Below are 17,753 nucleotides of genomic sequence, written 5' to 3'. Positions count from 1 at the left end.
ATGACACGCATCCCGCACTGGCTCGCCCAGCACGTCGCCGCTCTCCGGGTGGTCCTCGTCCTCACCCTTCTCACCGGCCTGCTCTACCCCCTGGCCCTGACGGCCGCCGCGCACGTCCCAGGCCTGAAGTCCAAGGCGGAGGGGTCCACGGTCAAGGGCGCCGACGGCAGGACGGCCGGCTCGTCCCTGATCGGCCAGTCCTTCGCCGACGCCAAGGGCAACCCGATCGAGCACTACTTCCAGTCCCGGCCGTCCAACGCAGGCACGGGCTACGACGCCACGGCCTCGGGCGCCGGAAACCAGGGCCCCGAGTCCATCGTGGACACCGAGGACAAGCCGAGCCTGCTCACTGTGGTGTGCGGGCGCAGCAAGGCGGTCGGCGACCTCGAAGGAGTCGACGGCGCGCGTCCGTACTGCACGGACGACGGTGTCGGCGCGGTCCTCGGCGTCTTCCGCGACGGGGGCACCAGCGGCCGCGTCACCCGGGTCGTCAGCCTCAACCAGGCGTGCCCGGCGAAGCCGTTCCGCGCCGAGTACGAAGGAGTCCAGGTCGAATGCGCCAAGGAGGGCGAGGACTACAGCCACGCCATGGCCGTTCCCGTCCGCGGCGACGCTCCGGCCGAGCCGAAGGTCCCCGGCGACGCGGTGACCGCGAGCGCCAGCGGCCTCGACCCGCACATCAGCCCGGCCTACGCCGCCCTGCAGGCGCCGCGCGTCGCACGCGAGCGGTCCACCGGTGAGGGCGAGGTCCGCAAGCTGATCGAGAAGTACACCACCGGCCGCACGCTGGGCGTGCTCGGCGAGCCCGTCGTCAACGTCGTCGAGCTGAACATCGCGCTCGACCGCACCTACCCGAAGCAGGGAGCCTGATCATGGCGGCCTGGATCCCGGCATCGATCATCCTCGCCGTGGTCGTGGGACTGCACGTCCCGCTCGGCGACTACATGGCGCGCGTCCTCGACGGCGGCAGACACAGCCGACCGGAGAAGGCGCTGTACCGGGTCTGCGGCGTCGACCCGAACCGGGAGCAGACCTGGCGGCACTACCTCACCGCCCTGCTCGCCTTCACCGTCATGAGCGTCGCGGCGCTCTTCGCCCTCTTCACCCTCCAGGACAAGCTGCCCTGGTCCACGGGCCACGAGGGCATGCCGTGGCGGCTCGCGCTGCACACCGCGGTCTCCTTCACCACCAACACCAGCTGGCAGAACTACGCGGGCGAGTCCACTGCCGGGCACCTCGCCGTCATGGCCGGCCTCGGCGTCCAGGCGTTCGCGTCCGCGGCGGTTGGCATCTGCGTGGCCCTCGTCCTCGTCCGGGGCCTCGTCCGGCGCTCGACGGACGGCCTCGGCAACTTCTGGGTCGACCTGTCCCGCACGATCTTCCGCGTCCTGCTGCCGATCGCGGTGCTCGGCGGCCTGGTTCTGATGGCCGGCGGTGTGGTCCAGAGCCTGGGCGGCGGACAGAGCGTCGACACGGTCGCGGGCGGACAGCAGACCCTGCTCGGCGGACCCGCCGCCTCGTGGGAGGCGCTCAAGCTGTTCTCGGGCGACGGCGGCGGCGTCTTCAACGCCAACAGCGCGCACCCCTTCGAGAACCCCTCGGCGTGGACCAACGCGTTCGAGATCGTGCTCATGCTGCTGGTTCCGACGGCCTGCATCCGCATGTTCGGCCGGATGATCGGCAGCCTCAAGCAGAGCTGGACGCTGCTCACGGTCGTGGGCATCCTCTTCGGTCTGCTGCTCGCGGCCGGGACGCTGGCGCAGTCCGCGCACACCGGCACGGTCACCGAGGCGGTCGGCGGACAGTACGAGGGCACCGAGGCCCGCTTCGGCATCCCCGGGTCCACCCTCTTCGGCGTGGCCGCCACGGGCTCGGCGGACGGCGCGGCCAACGCGTCGTACGACAGCTTCTCCAGCCTCGGCGGCGGAGTGCTGCTGTCCGCGATGATGCTCGGCGAGATCGCCCCCGGCGGCACCGGCAGCGGTCTGTACGGCCTGATCGTCGTGGTCCTGGTGGCCGTCTTCATCGGCGGTCTCATGGTCGGCCGCACGCCCGAGTACCTCCGCAAGCGGATCGGGTACGCGGAGATGCGCTGGGTCGTCGTCTACGCGCTGATCCCGCCGACCGTGATCCTCGCCTGCGTGGGCCTGGCGCTCGCCCTGGGCCACGGCCAGAGCTCGATGGGCAATCCGGGGGCACACGGACTGACCGAGCTGATCTACGCGTACACCAGCAACACCAACAGCAACGGCAGTGCGATGGCGGGCTTCAACGGCGCCACCGACTTCCACAACCTGCTGATGGTGGTGGCGATGCTGGCCGGGCGCTACCTGCCGATGGTCTGCGTGCTGGCACTCGCCGGCAGGCTCGCCAAGCAGCAGCCCGGCGTCGTCACGGTGGGCACGCTCCGCGCGCAGGGGGTGAGCTTCGTCGTCCTGGCCACGGCGGCCTCGGTCATCCTGGCGTTGCTGAACTTCCTCCCCGCCCTCTCCCTCGGAGCGGTGGCGGACGGGCTGCTCTAGCGACGACACGAGCTCGACCGCCGGTTCCACGGGCACACGGCCTCCGTGGAACCGGCGGGCGCGCGTCCGCACGAGAGACGCCTCAGCCGGCAACGCGGCCGACTAGGTCGGCGAGGCGGTCGGGCGCTTCCTCGGTCACGAGGTGCCCGGCGCCCTCGACGACCCCGAGCTCGACCCCGAGCTTGTGGCGCACGGCCGCCCGGAGCCGTCGTGGAGGCAGGAACACGTCGTGCTCACCCGTCACGACGCGCCGGGGAACGGACCGGCTGGGCACGCGGGCAAGGCCTGGGGCGCCGCTGGAACGGGCGTGGCGGGCGACGAGCGTCATCCAGTCCACCAGCGCGGGCCGGGGCGTGCCGCCTGTGCCGTACATGGTGCGGAGCAGCCAGGCGCTCTGCCGCGGTCCGGGAACCGCGAGCCAGGCGGCAGAAGCACACAGAACACCGGGCGTCAGTCGCAGACCGGTGAGCCCGCCGGCGTCGAACACCTCGCATTCATGGGGCACTTGCCATGCCGCCAGCTGATCGACGCACCAGCGCCGAACGGCCTCCCGGCCAGCCGCACTTCGGTAGACGGACATCACGCGGCGAGTATCACATGGGCTGTGCGGGGGAGGGCGGCGCGTTGGCGCTCGCCTGACGGCCGCCGCATACGCCGGATCCGAGAGCATCACCGCCGTTGACGAGTCTCCGGCCGCCGACCGGCCGCCGGAGCCCGCCGCCTGCTGCCCGAGCCCGCCGCCGGCCGCCGCTCTCACCCGTCGGCGAGTCGCGCGTCCTCCAGGTCCAGCGAGCGTTGCAGACGCCGACGGGTGGTGTCGCTGATGTCATGGTCCTCGTACAGCCGTTGCAGCTCCGCCGCCTCGACACGTATCAACTCGCGCCGCAGCTGGCGGTACACCTCGTTCGCCGACTCGGCGGGATCCGCCTCGCCGAGCATGTCCTCGGCATGCTCCAGCCGGGCCTGGAGCCCGCGCCGGAGCCGGTCCAGCACCACGTCCGGCACGGCCTCCAGCTCGGAGAGCTCCTCCACCCGCCGCAGACCCGCGCCCGCAAGACTGCATCGGGCCTCGGCCTCCTCCTGCTCGGTGTGGGCGGGCTCGAGGGCGATGCCCGAGCGGCGCACCAGGGGAGCCAGAGTGAACCCCTGGGCGATCAGAGTGAGCACCACCACCGAGGTGGCGAGCACGACCACCAGCGGGCGTTGGTCGAGGACCGTCCCGTCCTCGGCGACGACCGGGATGGAGAGCGCCGCGGCGAGCGGGACGACACCGCGCGTCCCGGCCCAGGTCAGTACCGCCGGCACCCGCCAGGACGACGTCGCCGGAGCGCCGCCCTTGCGCTGCATGAGCGCCGAGAGAGGGAAGAGCCACACCATCCGTACGGCGACCAACGTGGCGGCGACGGCGAGGGCGTGCAACGGCCACAGGCCGTACCCCTCGGGCAGCTCGCGGATCAGCGTCGGCAGGGCGAGGCCGATGAGGCTGAACACGACGCTCTCCAGCAGAAAGACCACCGTGCCGTAGACGGCGTGGAGCTGCAGCCGGATCCGGGCGTCGGTGAGGCGGTCGCCGCGCCCACCCAGGATCACCCCGGCCACCACCACCGAGGTGACGCCGGAGGTGTGCGCCGACTCGGCGAGTACGTAGGCGGCGTACGGGGTCACCAGCGCGATCACCGTCTCCAGGACCGGGTCCTCGGTCCGCCTGCGGATGACCCCCACGACCAGGGCCACCCCGGCGCCGATGACGGTTCCGCCGCCCGCCAGCAGCGCGAACTCGCCGCCCGCCGAGCCCCAGGACACCGCCGAGGAGGCCACCGCGACGCTCACCGCGACCCGGAACAGCACCAGCGACGTCGCATCGTTGAAAAGACTCTCGGCCTGCACCAGCACCTGGACCCGCGGCGGCAGCGCCAGCCGCCTGCCGAGCGCGGTCACGGCCACCGGGTCGGTGCTGGCCAGCACCGACCCGAGGACGAAGGCCATCTGCCACGACAGCGGGGTGAGCGCGGACACGACCACGCCGACCGCCGCCGCCGACGCCAGCACGAGCCCGACCGCCAGGACCCCGACCGGCTTCCACACCATCCGCAGCTCCCGCCACGACAATTCCTCGGCGCTGGCATACAGCAGGGGCGGCAGGACGACGAGTCCGATGACCTCCGGGCTGACCCGGATCTCCGGAACACCCGGCGCCAGGGCGACGCCCAGCCCCACGATCACCAGCAGAGAAGGCGCGGGGATACGCCAGCGGCGGGCGCCCGTCGCCACGGCGGTGGCGAGCACCGCAAGGACAAGGACAGTGCCGACGCTTCGCATGGAGCCCCCCGGATCAGACGGGGGCATCGTGCTCCCCACCGCCGACCAGACTTCCCGGCACTCCGCCTTCACCCTATCCGTATGGGATTCGTCAGGACCGCGTCAGCATCGTCCCGGATTGCGCAAGGAAGTCGTCAAGCTGGCTGTGCGCCCTGGTTGCGGCGCGGTTCTGTACAGAATCCGTACTCGAAGAAACGTACGGCCAAGGGGAGTTGATCGCGCATGGGCGTGGAGAACGTCGTCGGCCTCATCGTGGCCATCAGCCTGGTCGGCTACCTGGTGGCCGCCCTGATCCGCCCGGAGAAGTTCTGAAGCACGACGAAGCCCTCGATGCCTCGCCCCCGCCCGCGACGCGTCCAGGAACGCTCAAGGTCTTCCTCGGCGCAGCACCCGGTGTGGGGAAGACGTATCGAATGCTCGACGAGGGCCGGCGCAGGGCCGCACGCGGCACCGATGTGGTCGTCGGGTACGCGGAGTGCCATGGCCGGCTCCACACCGAGGCGATGCTGGACGGCCTGGAGGTGCTGGACCGGGCGCGGCGGGAGTACCGCGGCAGCACCTATCCCGAGCTCGATCTCGACGCCGTGCTGCGGCGCCGCCCGGGCGTCGTCCTGGTCGACGAGCTCGCCCACACCAACGTGCCGGGCTGCCGCAACGCCAAGCGCTGGCAGGACGTGCAGGAGCTGCTGGCCGCCGGCATCGACGTCGTCGCCACCGTCAACATCCAGCACCTGGAATCCCTCAACGACGTCGTCGTGAAGATCACCAGAGTGCCGCAGCTGGAGACGGTGCCCGACGACGTCGTACGCCGAGCCGACCAGATCGAGCTCGTGGACATGCCTCCGGAGGCCCTGCGCCGCAGAATGGCCCACGGCAACGTCTACCCGCCGGAGAAGATCGACGCAGCGCTCGCCAACTACTTCCTGCCGGGCAATCTCACCGCGCTGCGCGAACTGGCCCTGTTCTGGACCGCCGACCGCGTCGACGAGGCCCTGCGGAAGTATCGCTCCGAGCACGGCATCGGCAGGGTGTGGGAGACCCGAGAGCGGGTCGTGGTGGCGCTGACCGGCGGGCCGGAGGGCGAGACGCTCATCCGCCGGGCCGCCCGGATCGCCGACCGCGCGGCCCAGGGCGGCGCCCTGCTCGCCGTGCACGTCGTCCGCAGCGACGGCCTGGCGACGGGCGCCTCGCACTCCGCGCTCGCCCGGCAGCGACGGCTGGTCGAGAGCGTGGGCGGCAGCTATCACACGGTCGTGGGCGACGACGTGGCCACCGCGCTGGTGGAGTTCGCGCGCGCCGAGAACGCCACCCAGCTGGTCCTGGGGACGAGCCGGCGCGGTCGGCTCGAACGCTTCCTCACCGGCCGCGGTATCGGCGACACAGCCGTCGCGCTCTCCTCCGACATCGACGTCCACATGGTCACGCACGAGCGGGCCGGACGCGGCAGGCTGCTGCCCTCCCGCCGCCGTACGCTGCCGACCTCCCGGCTCGTCGCCAGCCCTGTGGCGGGTCTCGTCCTGCCCGTTCTGCTGACGCTCCTCCTCGACCGCACCCGGGGCACCTTCAACCTGACGAGCGAGGCGCTGCTGTTCCTGGTGACCGTGGTGGGCGTGGCCTGCATCGGCGGGGTCGTCTCCGCGCTCATCGCGGCGGTGACCGCGTCCTTGCTGCTCAACTACTGGTTCATACCGCCGGTCGGCGAGTTCAGCTTCAGCGACCCCGACAACCTGCTCGCGCTCGTTGTGTTCGGCCTGGTCGCGGGCACGGTGGCCGCGATCGTGGACCGCTCTCTGCGGATGTCCCGACGCGCCGCGGCGGCCACGGCCGAGGCGGAGACGCTCTCCTCGCTCACCGGCGACGTCGTCCGAGGCGACCAGGCGGTACCGGCGCTCCTGGCCCGTACGCGGGAGACCTTCGCGATGGAATCCGCCGAGCTCGTCGAGCGGCAGGTGGACGACCCCGCCGCGACCCAGGTGTCCGTGGGCCCCGGTCTCCACCTGGTCCTGCGAGGGCGCGCTCTGCCGTCCTCCGAGCGCCGGGTCCTCGCCGCGTTCGCGGCCCATGTCTCCGCCGCCGTCGAGCGGGCCCGGCTCGCCGAGGCCGCCGCCGAGGTCGAGCCGGTCAAGGCCGCCGACCGTATGCGCACCGCGCTGCTCGCGGCCGTCAGCCACGATCTGCGCACCCCCCTCGCGGCAGGCTGGGCGGCGGTCGGCTCCCTGCTCAGCCCGGACGTCCAGTTCACGGACGAGGAGCGGGGCGAACTGCTCGCCACCGCGGACGAGTCCATGGCGCGGCTCAGCCGGCTCATCGACAATCTGCTGGACATGAGCAGGCTCCAGGCCGGAGCGCTCACGCTGAGTCTTCGCGCCACGAGCCTGGAGGAGGTCCTGCCCTCCGCCCTGGACTCGCTGCCCCCGGACGCGGCACCGCCCGTGCTGCACGGCGTGGAGGCGATCCCGCCCGTCCTCGCCGACCCGCCGCTGCTGGAGCGCGTCATCGCCAACCTCATCGGCAACGCCGCGCGCTTCGCCCCGCCGGGAACCCCGGTTCTGGTCACTGCGAGCGTGCTCGCCGACCGCGTCGAACTGCGCGTCGTCGATCGCGGCCCCGGCCTTCCGCCCACCGACCGGGAACGGGTCTTCGAACCGTTCCAGCGCCTCGGCGACACCGACAACACCACTGGCGTCGGCCTCGGGCTCGCCCTGTCCCGCGGCCTCACCGAGGCCATGTCCGGCACCCTCACCCCGGAGGACACCCCGGGCGGCGGCCTGACGATGGTGGTGTCCCTGCCCGTCGCGGAGACAGCGGGGACGGCAGCAGCACAGGCGCCGTACGGCACCGGTGCGCAAGGAACAGCCGGCATGTGAGGAGCCTGCAGACCGGGGGAGGAGGGATCAGGAATTCCGTCCATACGGAACCCTGATGCCGAACTCACGTACGACACGGAACCTGGTGCACCCCTATCGGCAGTCCTGGTTGATGTGACGTCAACCATCCATCTGCGCCTACCTATTGGACAGCGCTCTCAGCACATGGTGATCTGCGGGGACGACGGGCTCGCACACCGGCTCGCCATCGAGCTCGACGCGGTATGCGGCGAGGCGGTGACCGTCGTTCTGCCCTCGCGGCGGGACGAGTACGGGGCGGAGATCGCCGCCCTGCACCGCGACCCCCGCTCGCCGGTCGAACTCCTCGTCGCGACCCGGCCGGACGAGCAGACCCTGCGGGCCGCCGGCGTGGAGCGCGCCGCGGCTCTCGCGCTCACCTACGGCGACGACCAGTCGAACATGACGGCGGCGCTGCTGGCCCGCAGCATCAACCCGTCCATACGCCTGGTGATCCGCATGTACAACCGCGAGCGCGGGCGCCATCTGGAGCGACTCCTCGACCGTGCCGCCGAGGTCAGGGAGCAGGCGGACGACACATCCCTGGACGCCTCGACCACTGTCCTGTCCGACACGGACACCGCCGTCCCCGAGCTGGTCTCGGCCGCCGCCGTCGGACAGGGCCACACCCTCCAGGTCGAGGGGAAGGTCTTCCGAGGCGTCGTACGCCCCGCCGGAACACCGGGACAGCCCACCGATCTCGCCACCCTTGCCGTGCTCTCCGGAGCACACCAGGACGACCCGGCGAGCGAGGACAGTCCGGAGACCCCCGGCGAGGACGGCACCCAGCTGCTGCCCGACACGCTAGTCCGGCGACTATCCGTCCGCGCGTCGGCTCCTGGCCGCCCTTGGCCGTCGCGCCGAGCGCAGGAAACCGGCCCTGGCGCAGACCCCGGCCGAGGCATACCGCCTGTACCGTCGCGAACAGGAGCGCCGCGCCCGGCTGCTGGGCATGCTGCTCATTCCGTACGACGGGGAGTGGACGGTCTCGCTGCGCCGCGCGCCCCGTGTCCAGGAGGCGTGCCTTCATGCCCACGGCCCGTGCGCGGGTCCGGGAGTCGGCTCGCTGCGGGAACTGCTCGGTGTGATCGGCGCGCATGAATGGCACCGGAAGGGCGTGGACGTCCCGGCGCTCGGCGGCGACCGCATCCACCCGCACTACGGGGTCTTCTCACCCGTCCGAGGCGAGTACGTCGACCTGGTGGCCGAGGCCGAACTTCCCGCGGGGGCGACGGCCTTCGACATCGGCACAGGCACGGGCGTCCTGTCCGCCGTCCTCGCCCGCGGCGGCATGCGCACCATCGTCGCCACCGACCAGGACGTGCGCGCCGTGCACTGCGCCCGCGACAACGTCGCCCGGCTCGGGCTGGCGGACAGGATCGCCGTACGGCACGCGGACCTCTTCCCGGCGGGCCGTGCCCACCTGATCGTCTGCAACCCGCCCTGGCTCCCGGGCCGTCCCCGCACACCGCTCGACCGGGCGGTCTACGACCCCGACAGCCGTATGCTGCACCGCTTCCTCGCCGGTCTCCCGCACCACTTGGAGCCGGGCGGCGAAGGCTGGCTGGTCCTCTCCGACCTGGCCGAACGGCTCGGACTGCGCGGCCGGACGGAACTCGACGACGCGATCGCGGCCGCGGGCCTGCGCGTGCTGTCCCGCACGGTCACCAAGCCGCGGCACCCGCGTGCGACGGACCCCTCGGACCCTTTGCACCGAGCCCGCGCGGGCGAGAAGACCTCTCTGTGGCGCCTCGGGGCTGTCTGAGCCTCAGGGGTGGGCGCCGGGGTGGGGGCAGGGCTCCCGGGTCCTGTGGTGGGGCGGGTGGATTCTCGCAAATTCCTTAGCTCAGGTGCTGGTTCGCTGGCCCTCCGAGGAGAGCCCGAGGCCGTGAGAGGGAAAAGATGTCCAAGCGCGCGTTGATCACCGGAGTCACCGGACAGGACGGGTCGTACCTGGCAGAACACCTGATCTCGCTGTGGTACGAGGTATGGGGGCTGGTTCGCGGGCAGGCGAACCCAGTCCCGGCGCACCGGCCTCGCCGAGCGGAGCCATGTCCCCCACGCCCTTTCCCTGTTCGCCTTCCGCCACGAGCCGTACGACCGCCTGGGCCGTGGCCGGCTCCGACCCTAGGGACGAACCCGTTAGGGAAAGTCGTAGGGACCGTCACAGGCGTTCCGCAGGCAGCGCCGCGTACGCCTCCCGAAGCGCCGCGAGGACCGGGTCGTCGGTGGGGAACCGCGCGCCGTCGACGGCCTGTACCGCGCGCACTCCGATCCCCGCGCTGGTGGCGAAGGCGGCGTGCATGGCGGGCAGTTCGTCGATGTGGACCGGGCGGACGGTGGACCCGCGGTGGGCCGAGCGCAGCAGGTGCATGGTCACCCCGGGCAGCACGTCCGCCTCCGGCCACACCACCCGCCCGTCCCAGTCCACGAAGCCCGCGTTCCAGGTGCACCCCTCCGAGACCAGGCCGTCGGGCCCGGTGAACAGGACGTCGTCGAAACCGGTCCGCCGCGCCTCGCGCCGCATCCGGAGCTGGCCGAACAGAGCGGTGTGCTTCACCGCGGCGGCGTCCCGGACGTAGGGGAGCGCCGCCACCCGCAGCGCAGGCGCGGGCAGGACACCCGCCGGGCGGGTGGTCACCAGGACGTGCGGGTCGGCCCGCTCGCCCGGGCAGGCGATGTCCAGTGCGGGGTCGAAAACGGTGACGCGCACGGTCAGCGGCCCGGGCCGCCCGGCGGTCTCCTGCCGCACCCAGGCGCGGACACGTTCTGGATCGAGCTCCGCCCCGAAGACGTCGGCGCAGTCCCGGACGAGCCGGGCGAGATGCAGAGACAGCCCGCGGACCGCCCCGCCCTCCAGCCGCATCGTCGTGAAATGCCCATAGTTGGTGAGGGCGAGGACCGTCAGCTGCGCGACGGAGGCTGGTTCTCCATTGACAGTGGCCATGGGCAGAAGTCTCCCCGCCCCCACCCCCACCGCGCCCCCGGGTCGGTGCCTTCCAGGGCTTTCCCCAGCTCTCGCGGCGCGTCCACTCGGCGCACCATGTGGAAGTCACGTCCGGGCGGTGGCGCCGACGCGCGCGTCCGGGCCGGAACCGTGCGACGCGGAGCGGCTTCGGCTCGGCTGGGCGACGATGGAAGGACGCCCAGCTCGTCGGGAGGCCGTCGTGACGACCGAGAACCAGCCCTCATCGCCCCGTCCGGCCGTCACGGTCGCAACGGCCGACGGCCGCCGTGCCGAGGTGACGCTGGTCGGGGACATCGACGTCGGCGCACTGCGGGCGCTGGAGGAGCAGCTCGGCGCTGCGCCGCTCAGCGGGGCAGCCGAGTGGACCGTGGACATGAACGCGGTCACCCGGATCGACCTCGCGTGCGCCTACGCGCTGCTGCGGGCCGCGACTCTGCTGCCGAATGCGAAGGTCACCATCCTCGCGGCTCGCCGGTCCGTGCAGCGCACGCTGCGGCACGCCGGGCTCGACGCGGTCGCGGTCATCGAGGAGCGCTGACGGCCGTCAGGAAGTCGAGGGACGGGAGATCGCACGGCAGGCGCAGCCCGCGGGACGCAGACATGCCGTCGATACGAGCCTCGTACATCCGCTGACTGGGTGGATCCTGGCCAGTGAACTGCCGCCGGTTCTGCGCCGGGTACGACGCTCGCCGGGTCGACCCCGAGGGCCTGGTGCCCAAGCCTGCTCGCAGGGGCCGGACGTGCCCCGGCCTAGCCCGCCTCGCAGTGTGTCGCGAGTCCCTCACGGCTGACCCCAGGGCATGCGTCAAGGCTCATGTATAGCGTTCCGTCTGCTCGTCGCAGGGCAGCAGGTCTTTGGCTCTGCGTTCCATCAGGACTGGCAGGTAGGTGCGCACACGTGCGTATCTGAGCTCTTCGTAGGCCGTCTTTACTGAGCTCTCCACAAGGGCGGCGTCCAGCTGAGGGTGCGCCTTCATCAGCCGCTCGGCGACCTGGCGGATGGCAAGGGCATCGTCTGACTCCGCCGTCATGCGCCTGAGCCCTCCTTGGGATCGCCTTGCCTCAGTCTCGCGGCGCGGCCTCCAGCCGGGAAGTCGATCTTCCGCCGCTCTGAGCGGCGATCGGCAGTGCCCACCGGCTGGAACCTGCTGCACCTTCCCATCGGAGTCCGTCGACTGTCACCCGCATGGCCCGGCCCGGCTCGCCGAGGGTGTACTCGACTCGTGGCGGCACGACGGGGTGCGCCGACCGTTCGAAGGGGCCGTTGCGCTCCACCATGCGCAGGTTCTGGGGCAGAGCGTCGCTGATCAGGACGGCCCGCCTATCGGCGATGTCCGAGAAGACCTCCCGCGCCAGAGAGTCCGCGCGCCTGCGGTCCGCTTCCTCGGGCGAGCCCCTGAAGTCCTTGGTCGCCATCAGGTTCCCCAGTCACCGAAAAGTGCGTTCTTCCATGTCAGCGGCCACTCTCCTACGGTTTCTGAGTACCCACAAGAGAGCGAACACGTCGTGGCTTGATGGAAGCGAGTCACGCGCGCGCATAGCAACGGAGGCAGGCAGCATGGCTGTCACGTTTCCCATCGGTGTGCGCGGCTTCGAAAGAGCGAGCGCCGTCGGTCTGCAGGGGCGGCCCGTCCGGAAGGCGGTGGCGATCAGGGCGGCCAGGGGACCGACCGCGTCACCTGGCCGCACGGTCGGCAGAGGCAACCCTTCCTGGGTGTGCGGCGGTCTTACTGGCCGCGTGCTCACAGGGCCAGCCTCTGGCCACTCGTACCGGTGAACCGACTGGGAAGGACGTACTCCATGGTGTTGGACCCCAACCTCTGCCTGGATGTTCCAGAGGACTTCGACGACTCGGACGCCGAGACCGGGGTGCATCCCATGGCCAGGAAGCTGTTCCCCGCCACAACTGCCGCAGGAGCCTTCGAGAAAGCGCATGAGTGGGTACGGGAGCACAGAATCCGCGTGGTGGACGTGTCGTGGGATTTCTGCCACGACGAGGACGAGCCCCACTGTCTGAGCATCTACTTCACGTTCGAGTCGCAGTCCCAAGACACCTGACACGGCTGGCCGGTGCCGCGGCCCGCATCGGCGCGATGGACGCCCGGCTGATGTCGACAACGCCTGCGACGTCGACGCCGAGCAGAGAACGCTCAGCCCGGTGAACCTTCCGCTCCGGGCTCGCGTCTTCCCTCGCGACCACCGCCGCACCGCACTGGAGAACAGAACGTGACCGACAAGGACGTTGAGCAGACCGACAAGCGGGGTTGGGGCCCGGGGCCCTGGTGGGCGGACCTCGGGACGTGGGGGGCTGTCGGACTGGTCGTCTTCGGGGGGCTCGCGGCAGGGTGGGTCTTCCTGCGGTTGCCCGGGGTCCCGGAGAACGTGGCGACCGGCTACTACCAGGCTGCCAAGGTCGTCGCCATCGGCCTGGTGATCGTGGGAAGCACCGTGCTGGGCCGCTGTCGCGCCCGGGCGGCGGTCGCGAAGGAGGCGAACGAGTTGGAACGCGTCTGACGCCGCCGGCCGGTGGGCTGCGGTGGTGGCGGGAGACGCGCAGACCTCTGCCGCTAGGGGCCGGCCAGTCGGCCGCGGCTCCAGCGAGCGGATCTGTCCGGTGCGTTCAGCGCAGCGCGCTCTTCTTCTGCCACTCGGCCCACGACAGGTTCCACTCGCCGAAGCCGTTCTCCGGTGCGACCGTGCCCTTGGTGTCCTTGCCGTCGATCTCGAACGGGTCGCCGGGGCGCACTTGTCCGTAGAACCAGGCCGCGTCCTCCTCGCTCATCCCGATGCAGCCCGAACTGCGGTTGGCGTTGCCGAAGTAGCGGGCGTTCCAGGGCGCGGCGTGCGCGTACATGCCCGACCAGGTCAGCCGCATCGAGTAGTCGACCATCTTGTCGTAGGCGTCGCCGAGGCCGACGGTCTCGGAGTTCATGTTGATCGTGCCCTCCTTGCTCATGAGCACCGCGGTGCCGCGCCAGGAGCGCTTGTCGCCGCCGGGTGTGCCGCCGGAGACCGGGATCTGCCGGACCGTCTTGCCGTCGCGCATTAGCGTGAGCTGATGGCTGTCGAGGTCGACCTTGACGATCTGCTGTGCGCCGACGGCGAAGGTGGTCGTGTAGTCGCGTACGAACCAGCCGCCGTCCGTCCCCGAGTCGGTGCCGTTCAGCTGGGCGTCGAGGGTGACGCGGGTGCCGGGCTTCCAGTACGTCCTGGGCCGCCAGTCCACCCGGTCCTTCCCGGACCAGTCGCGCATCCAGCCCCAGGAGCCCTCGGTGTCGTTCGAGGTGGTGATCTTGAGCTGTTTCTCGACGTCGGCGCGGTTCTTGACGGGGTTGTCGAAGACGAGCGAGATCGGCTGGGCGATGCCGACGGTGGCGCCGGCTCCCGGCCGCCAGTCGACCTTGTTGACCTTGTGCGCCGCCGCGGTGGAGAGGGAGGCCCTCGTCGTGCCGGGGGCGCCGCCCTCGGTCCGGGTCGCCGCCGTGACCTGGTAGGTGGTGTCGGGCGCCGCCTTGCGGTCCGAGGTCCATGTCCTGCCGTCCGCCGAGACCCTGCCGGCCAGTTTGCCGCCCTTGGCGTCGGTGACCGTCACCGAGGTCAGGCTGCCGCCCGCAGCGGTGACCGTGACCGGCGTGCCCGCCACTGCCTGCCGCCCTTTCGGGGTGACGGAGACGACGACGGGCCGGTCGTCCGCGCCCTTGGAGCCCTTGGCGTCCTCCGGTGCGGCAGTGGTGCCGGACGAGCAGGCGGCGAGCGACGCCAGCAGGGCCGCGGCGGCCGTCAGTCCCCAGGCTCGGGCGCGTACACGTATGCGGTGCAACTGGACCTCCATGGCGGAGCGGGGTGGGGTGAAGGGGAGCTGCCCGCGACTCTAGAACCGGAAAATCCCAGGTGAGCGCCGTGAAGGGAACGTGACGGCGGTTGGTGCGGAACGGTCATGGTCCGGTCACATTCGCCGCGTGGGACGGTCATGGGCGGCTGTGAGCCTTCTCGGCGTCCCCGCGACAGAGCGGGGGAGGAAAGGGGACTCACACCGTGTCAGCTCTGCTCGTGCCACCCGGCCGCGGCCACAAAGAGCGGAACCGCGCCATCCGCCTGGGGCCCGTCACCGCCGAGGCCTACCGTGCGTTCCTCGCGTCCCCCACCGGCACGGCCCTCGGCCCCGGATTCCTCCAGTGCCCGTCCTGGGCGGACGTCAAAGAAGGCTGGCGGTCCCAACTGCTCGGCTGGGGACCAGACCCGGACGCCGGTCGGCTGACCGGTGTCGCGCTGGTCCTGCTGCGCCAGTTCCCCGGCACCCGCAAGTACTTCGCCTACCTTCCCGAAGGCCCCGTCGCCGACTGGGCGGGCCCGGACGTCGACGACTGGCTCGACCCGCTGCTGGACCATCTGCGGAGCACCGGCGCCTTCGCCGTACGCATCGGCCCCTCGCCCGCGTACCGCCGCTGGGACGCCTCTCTGCTCAAGTCGCTCACCGGGCCCGGCAGACGCCTCGGCGACGTCCTCGCCAGCGAGGTCGACCCGCTGGGCGCCGCGGTCGCCGAACGGCTGCGCGACCGCGGCTGGCGCCGCTGCGGCGGTGACGGCAACGACGGGGACGCCCAGCCGCGCCATGTCTTCCAGGTGCCGCTCGCCGGGCGCACCAGCGAGGACCTGTGGTCGGGGCTCAACCAGGAGTGGCGGCGCAACGTCCGCCGCGCCCAGAAGGAGGGCGTGGAGGTGGAGGTGGGCAGCGCTGCCGAACTCCCCGAGTTCTACCGGCTGCTGCGGCTCACCGAGGAGCGCGACGGCTTCCGGCTCGGCCGCTCGCTCGCCTACTACGAGCGTCAGTACGCGGCCCTCAACGCCGAGCAGCCCGGCCGGATGAAGCTGTATCTCGCCCGCCACGGCGGCGAGATCCTGGCCGCCCACACCATGATCGCGGTGGGCCGCCGGACCTGGTACCAGACGGGCGCCTCCGCCGACCACCGCCGTGAGGTCCGGCCTTCCAACGCCCTGCAGTGGCGGATGCTGCTCGACGCCCACGCACTCGGCGCCGACGTCTACGACATGCGCGGGGTACCCTCCACACTCGACCCTGACGAACGTGCGTACGGGCTGCTGCGATGGAAGCTCGGCACCGGCGGACAGGTCGTCGAGACGCTGGGGGAATGGGAGAGATCCTTGGGCGGCACCGCCAACCACACGCTGTACCGCGCCTTCCAGGCGTACCTGGCCCGCCGATGACGCCGCCGGCGAGCCCGGGCACGGGGAGCGGCGGCTGGCAGGTGCGCACGGACGGCGACGTGGGCGCGGCGGGCACCAGTGCGGGCGCCGCAGTGCCGCGGCAGGTTCCGTACGAAAGCTCCGCAGGTGTGAGCCAAGTCGGCGGCACGGGGAGTCCGTACCCGGGCGCGGCGGACGACGACCGGCCCGCCGCCACCACCGCTGCCGATGACGCCACAGCCGATCACGAGCCCGGTCACGCGGCGAAGCCGTCATCCGCTCTGCGCAGCAGCGCCGTCATGGCCGCCGGGTCCATGGTGTCCCGCGCCACCGGATTCGCCCGCTCCGCCGTCGTCGCCGCGGCGATCGGCACCATCGGGCCGATCGCCGACAACTACGCGGTGGGCAACTCCCTCCCCACCATCGTCTACATGCTGCTCCTCGGCGGTGCGCTGAACGCCGTGTTCGTGCCCGAGCTGGTCAGAGCCGCCAAGGAGCACGACGACGGCGGCGCCGCGTACACCGACCGACTGCTCACCGTCTGCGTCGTCGCCCTGCTGGCCATCACGGCCACCGCGGTGTGGGCGGCGCCCGCGATCGTCGACGCGTACACCGACTACACCGGCGAGCAGGCCGCCATGGCCGTCGCGTTCGCCCGCTACTGCCTGCCGCAGATCTTCTTCCTCGGGCTGTTCACCCTGCTCGGGCAGGTGCTCAACGCACGCGGCCGGTTCGGCGCGATGATGTGGGCCCCGGTGCTCAACAACGTCGTCGTCATCACCGTCTTCGGCCTCTACCTCGCCCTGGCCCTGGGCGACGGAGGCACGCTCACCGCAGCCGAGACCGCGCTGCTCGGCTGGGGCACGACCGCCGGCATCGCCGTCCAGGCGCTCGCCCTCGTCCCCGCCCTGCGCGCCGCCCGATTCCGCTGGCGGCCGCGCTTCGACTGGCGGGGCAGCGGGTTGGCCAGGCCGCTGCGCTCGGCCGGCTGGCTGGTGCTGCTGGTCCTCGCCAACCAGGCCGCCTACTGGGTCACGACCCGGCTGGCCACGACCGCCGGACTCGACGGCGGCCCCGGATTCAGCGCGTACAACAATGCCTACGTACTATGGGTAGTCCCGCACGGGATCATCACGGTCTCCCTGGTGACGGCGCTGGTGCCGAGGATGAGCGCGGCCGCCGCCGACTCGGACACCGCGGCCGTGCGCGCCGACGTCTCCTCCGCACTGCGTAACGCGGCGGCGGCCGTGATCCCCGCCGCGTGCATGCTCTTCGCCCTCGCCCAGCCGGTGATGGACCTGGTCTTCGGGTACGGCAGGACCAGCGACGGCGACACCGCGGCGATGGCCGGGATCCTGATGGCCTTCGCACCCGGGCTCGTCGCCATGTCCGGCCAGTACGTCCTGTCCCGCACCTTCTACGCGCTCTCCGACACCCGCACCCCCTTCCTGCTCAACCTGGTGATCGTCAGCCTCAACGCGGGCCTGTCCCTGCTCGCCTTCCAACTGCTGCCGGCCCGCTGGGCCGTGACGGGAATGGCCGCCGCCTACTCCCTGGCGCTGTTCGCGGGCTGGGCGGTGACGGGCTGGGTGCTGAGCCGCCGGCTCGCCGTCTCCAGGCCGCTGCGGTCGTCCGCCGCCGGCGCCCACGCACGGCTGCTGCTCGCCGCGGCGCCCGCCGCCGTACTGGGCCAGCTGGCCGCCCGCGGCGCCGCACCGGCGGGAGCCCTGGCGTCCGCCGCTGCCGGAGCCGCCGGCATCGTGCTCGTCTTCGCGCTGCTGGCCCGCCCGCTGCGGCTCACCGAACTCGACGCCCTGCTCGCCGGCGTACGCCGCCGAGTGGCCCGGCGCTGAC

At 71.8% G+C, this 17,753-nt stretch carries 15 protein-coding genes and 3 pseudogenes; 12 read left to right on the top strand and 6 right to left on the bottom strand.

What is annotated here, in order from left to right:
- Positions 1–870, top strand: a complete 870-nt coding sequence (locus AB0M39_RS11910) for a potassium-transporting ATPase subunit C (protein ID WP_365362905.1) — start codon at positions 1–3, stop codon at positions 868–870.
- 2 nt (positions 871–872) lie between these two features.
- Positions 873–2,522 (top strand): potassium-transporting ATPase subunit KdpA, encoded by a 1,650-nt coding sequence (gene kdpA / locus AB0M39_RS11905; protein ID WP_365362903.1) that lies wholly within the window; start codon positions 873–875, stop codon positions 2,520–2,522.
- An 82-nt stretch (positions 2,523–2,604) separates the two neighbouring features.
- On the opposite strand, the gene AB0M39_RS11900 is transcribed toward kdpA, so the two are convergent.
- Positions 2,605–3,102: an alpha/beta hydrolase gene (locus AB0M39_RS11900; protein WP_365362901.1), complete on the bottom strand. Its 498-nt coding sequence runs from the start codon at positions 3,100–3,102 to the stop codon at positions 2,605–2,607.
- A gap of 173 nt (positions 3,103–3,275) precedes the next feature.
- Positions 3,276–4,841, bottom strand: a complete 1,566-nt coding sequence (locus tag AB0M39_RS11895) for a Na+/H+ antiporter (protein ID WP_365362899.1) — start codon at positions 4,839–4,841, stop codon at positions 3,276–3,278.
- 222 nt (positions 4,842–5,063) lie between these two features.
- Between AB0M39_RS11895 and kdpF the strand changes: the two genes are divergently transcribed.
- The 5 genes and pseudogenes from kdpF to AB0M39_RS11870 all read left to right on the top strand — a co-directional run.
- Complete coding sequence (gene kdpF, locus AB0M39_RS11890) at positions 5,064–5,153, top strand: K(+)-transporting ATPase subunit F (RefSeq protein ID WP_078626950.1); 90 nt, start codon at positions 5,064–5,066, stop codon at positions 5,151–5,153.
- A gap of 101 nt (positions 5,154–5,254) precedes the next feature.
- Positions 5,255–7,708, top strand: coding sequence for an ATP-binding protein (locus AB0M39_RS11885; RefSeq protein WP_365362896.1), 2,454 nt, complete (start codon positions 5,255–5,257; stop codon positions 7,706–7,708).
- A gap of 165 nt (positions 7,709–7,873) precedes the next feature.
- Positions 7,874–8,212 (top strand): annotated as a pseudogene (locus AB0M39_RS11880) (NAD-binding protein); the annotation flags it as partial.
- Between the two features lie 325 nt (positions 8,213–8,537).
- Positions 8,538–9,491: pseudogene (locus AB0M39_RS11875) on the top strand (class I SAM-dependent methyltransferase); the annotation flags it as partial.
- Positions 9,492–9,628: 137 nt separating this feature from the next.
- Positions 9,629–9,745, top strand: a pseudogene (locus tag AB0M39_RS11870) (GDP-mannose 4,6-dehydratase); the annotation flags it as partial.
- Between the two features lie 145 nt (positions 9,746–9,890).
- Here the strand turns inward: AB0M39_RS11870 and AB0M39_RS11865 are convergent.
- Complete coding sequence (locus tag AB0M39_RS11865) at positions 9,891–10,673, bottom strand: aminotransferase class IV (protein ID WP_365362894.1); 783 nt, start codon at positions 10,671–10,673, stop codon at positions 9,891–9,893.
- A gap of 220 nt (positions 10,674–10,893) precedes the next feature.
- Here AB0M39_RS11865 and AB0M39_RS11860 point away from each other — a divergent pair, with 220 nt between their 5' ends.
- Positions 10,894–11,232 carry an STAS domain-containing protein gene (locus AB0M39_RS11860; protein WP_365362891.1) on the top strand — a complete coding sequence of 113 codons (339 nt, stop codon included), beginning with the start codon at positions 10,894–10,896 and terminating at the stop codon, positions 11,230–11,232.
- 274 nt (positions 11,233–11,506) lie between these two features.
- On the opposite strand, the gene AB0M39_RS11855 is transcribed toward AB0M39_RS11860, so the two are convergent.
- Entirely contained in the window at positions 11,507–11,725 is a 219-nt protein-coding gene (locus AB0M39_RS11855) for a three-helix bundle dimerization domain-containing protein (RefSeq protein ID WP_365362888.1), read from the bottom strand.
- Positions 11,726–11,756: 31 nt separating this feature from the next.
- Positions 11,757–12,110, bottom strand: a complete 354-nt coding sequence (locus AB0M39_RS11850; protein WP_365362885.1) for a winged helix-turn-helix transcriptional regulator — start codon at positions 12,108–12,110, stop codon at positions 11,757–11,759.
- A 384-nt stretch (positions 12,111–12,494) separates the two neighbouring features.
- Here AB0M39_RS11850 and AB0M39_RS11845 point away from each other — a divergent pair, with 384 nt between their 5' ends.
- Both AB0M39_RS11845 and AB0M39_RS11840 read left to right on the top strand, forming a co-directional pair.
- Positions 12,495–12,752: a hypothetical protein gene (locus AB0M39_RS11845; RefSeq protein ID WP_365362882.1), complete on the top strand. Its 258-nt coding sequence runs from the start codon at positions 12,495–12,497 to the stop codon at positions 12,750–12,752.
- A 168-nt stretch (positions 12,753–12,920) separates the two neighbouring features.
- On the top strand, positions 12,921–13,208 hold the full coding sequence (locus AB0M39_RS11840; RefSeq protein ID WP_365362879.1) for a hypothetical protein: 288 nt from the start codon (positions 12,921–12,923) through the stop codon (positions 13,206–13,208).
- A 106-nt stretch (positions 13,209–13,314) separates the two neighbouring features.
- Here AB0M39_RS11840 and AB0M39_RS11835 read toward each other — a convergent pair whose 3' ends face one another.
- Complete coding sequence (locus AB0M39_RS11835) at positions 13,315–14,526, bottom strand: Ig-like domain-containing protein (RefSeq protein ID WP_365362877.1); 1,212 nt, start codon at positions 14,524–14,526, stop codon at positions 13,315–13,317.
- Positions 14,527–14,729: 203 nt separating this feature from the next.
- Here AB0M39_RS11835 and AB0M39_RS11830 point away from each other — a divergent pair, with 203 nt between their 5' ends.
- Positions 14,730–15,920, top strand: a complete 1,191-nt coding sequence (locus AB0M39_RS11830; protein WP_365362874.1) for a peptidoglycan bridge formation glycyltransferase FemA/FemB family protein — start codon at positions 14,730–14,732, stop codon at positions 15,918–15,920.
- Positions 15,917–17,752: a murein biosynthesis integral membrane protein MurJ gene (murJ, locus tag AB0M39_RS11825; protein ID WP_365362872.1), complete on the top strand. Its 1,836-nt coding sequence runs from the start codon at positions 15,917–15,919 to the stop codon at positions 17,750–17,752. Before AB0M39_RS11830 ends, murJ begins: the two co-directional genes overlap by 4 nt.
- Position 17,753: the final 1 nt, after the last annotated feature.

The sequence above is a fragment of the Streptomyces sp. NPDC051907 genome (genome assembly GCF_040681075.1).
Taxonomy (GTDB): Bacteria; Actinomycetota; Actinomycetes; order Streptomycetales; family Streptomycetaceae; genus Streptomyces.
The sequence above is the reverse complement of the archived record's forward strand: the minus strand, read 5'-3'. Positions and strand labels throughout refer to the sequence as shown.

Bases quoted from the DNA above. Each gene is read 5' to 3' on its own strand.
- AB0M39_RS11900 (WP_365362901.1), bottom strand. From the start codon at position 3,102: ATGTCCGTCTACCGAAGTGCGGCTGGCCGGGAGGCCGTTCGGCGCTGG.
- murJ (WP_365362872.1), top strand. From the start codon at position 15,917: ATGACGCCGCCGGCGAGCCCGGGCACGGGGAGCGGCGGCTGGCAGGTG.
- AB0M39_RS11835 (WP_365362877.1), bottom strand. From the start codon at position 14,526: ATGGAGGTCCAGTTGCACCGCATACGTGTACGCGCCCGAGCCTGGGGA.
- AB0M39_RS11850 (WP_365362885.1), bottom strand. From the start codon at position 12,110: ATGGCGACCAAGGACTTCAGGGGCTCGCCCGAGGAAGCGGACCGCAGG.
- AB0M39_RS11855 (WP_365362888.1), bottom strand. From the start codon at position 11,725: ATGACGGCGGAGTCAGACGATGCCCTTGCCATCCGCCAGGTCGCCGAG.
- AB0M39_RS11910 (WP_365362905.1), top strand. From the start codon at position 1: ATGACACGCATCCCGCACTGGCTCGCCCAGCACGTCGCCGCTCTCCGG.
- kdpF (WP_078626950.1), top strand. From the start codon at position 5,064: ATGGGCGTGGAGAACGTCGTCGGCCTCATCGTGGCCATCAGCCTGGTC.
- AB0M39_RS11865 (WP_365362894.1), bottom strand. From the start codon at position 10,673: ATGGCCACTGTCAATGGAGAACCAGCCTCCGTCGCGCAGCTGACGGTC.
- kdpA (WP_365362903.1), top strand. From the start codon at position 873: ATGGCGGCCTGGATCCCGGCATCGATCATCCTCGCCGTGGTCGTGGGA.
- AB0M39_RS11895 (WP_365362899.1), bottom strand. From the start codon at position 4,841: ATGCGAAGCGTCGGCACTGTCCTTGTCCTTGCGGTGCTCGCCACCGCC.
- AB0M39_RS11845 (WP_365362882.1), top strand. From the start codon at position 12,495: ATGGTGTTGGACCCCAACCTCTGCCTGGATGTTCCAGAGGACTTCGAC.
- AB0M39_RS11885 (WP_365362896.1), top strand. From the start codon at position 5,255: ATGCTCGACGAGGGCCGGCGCAGGGCCGCACGCGGCACCGATGTGGTC.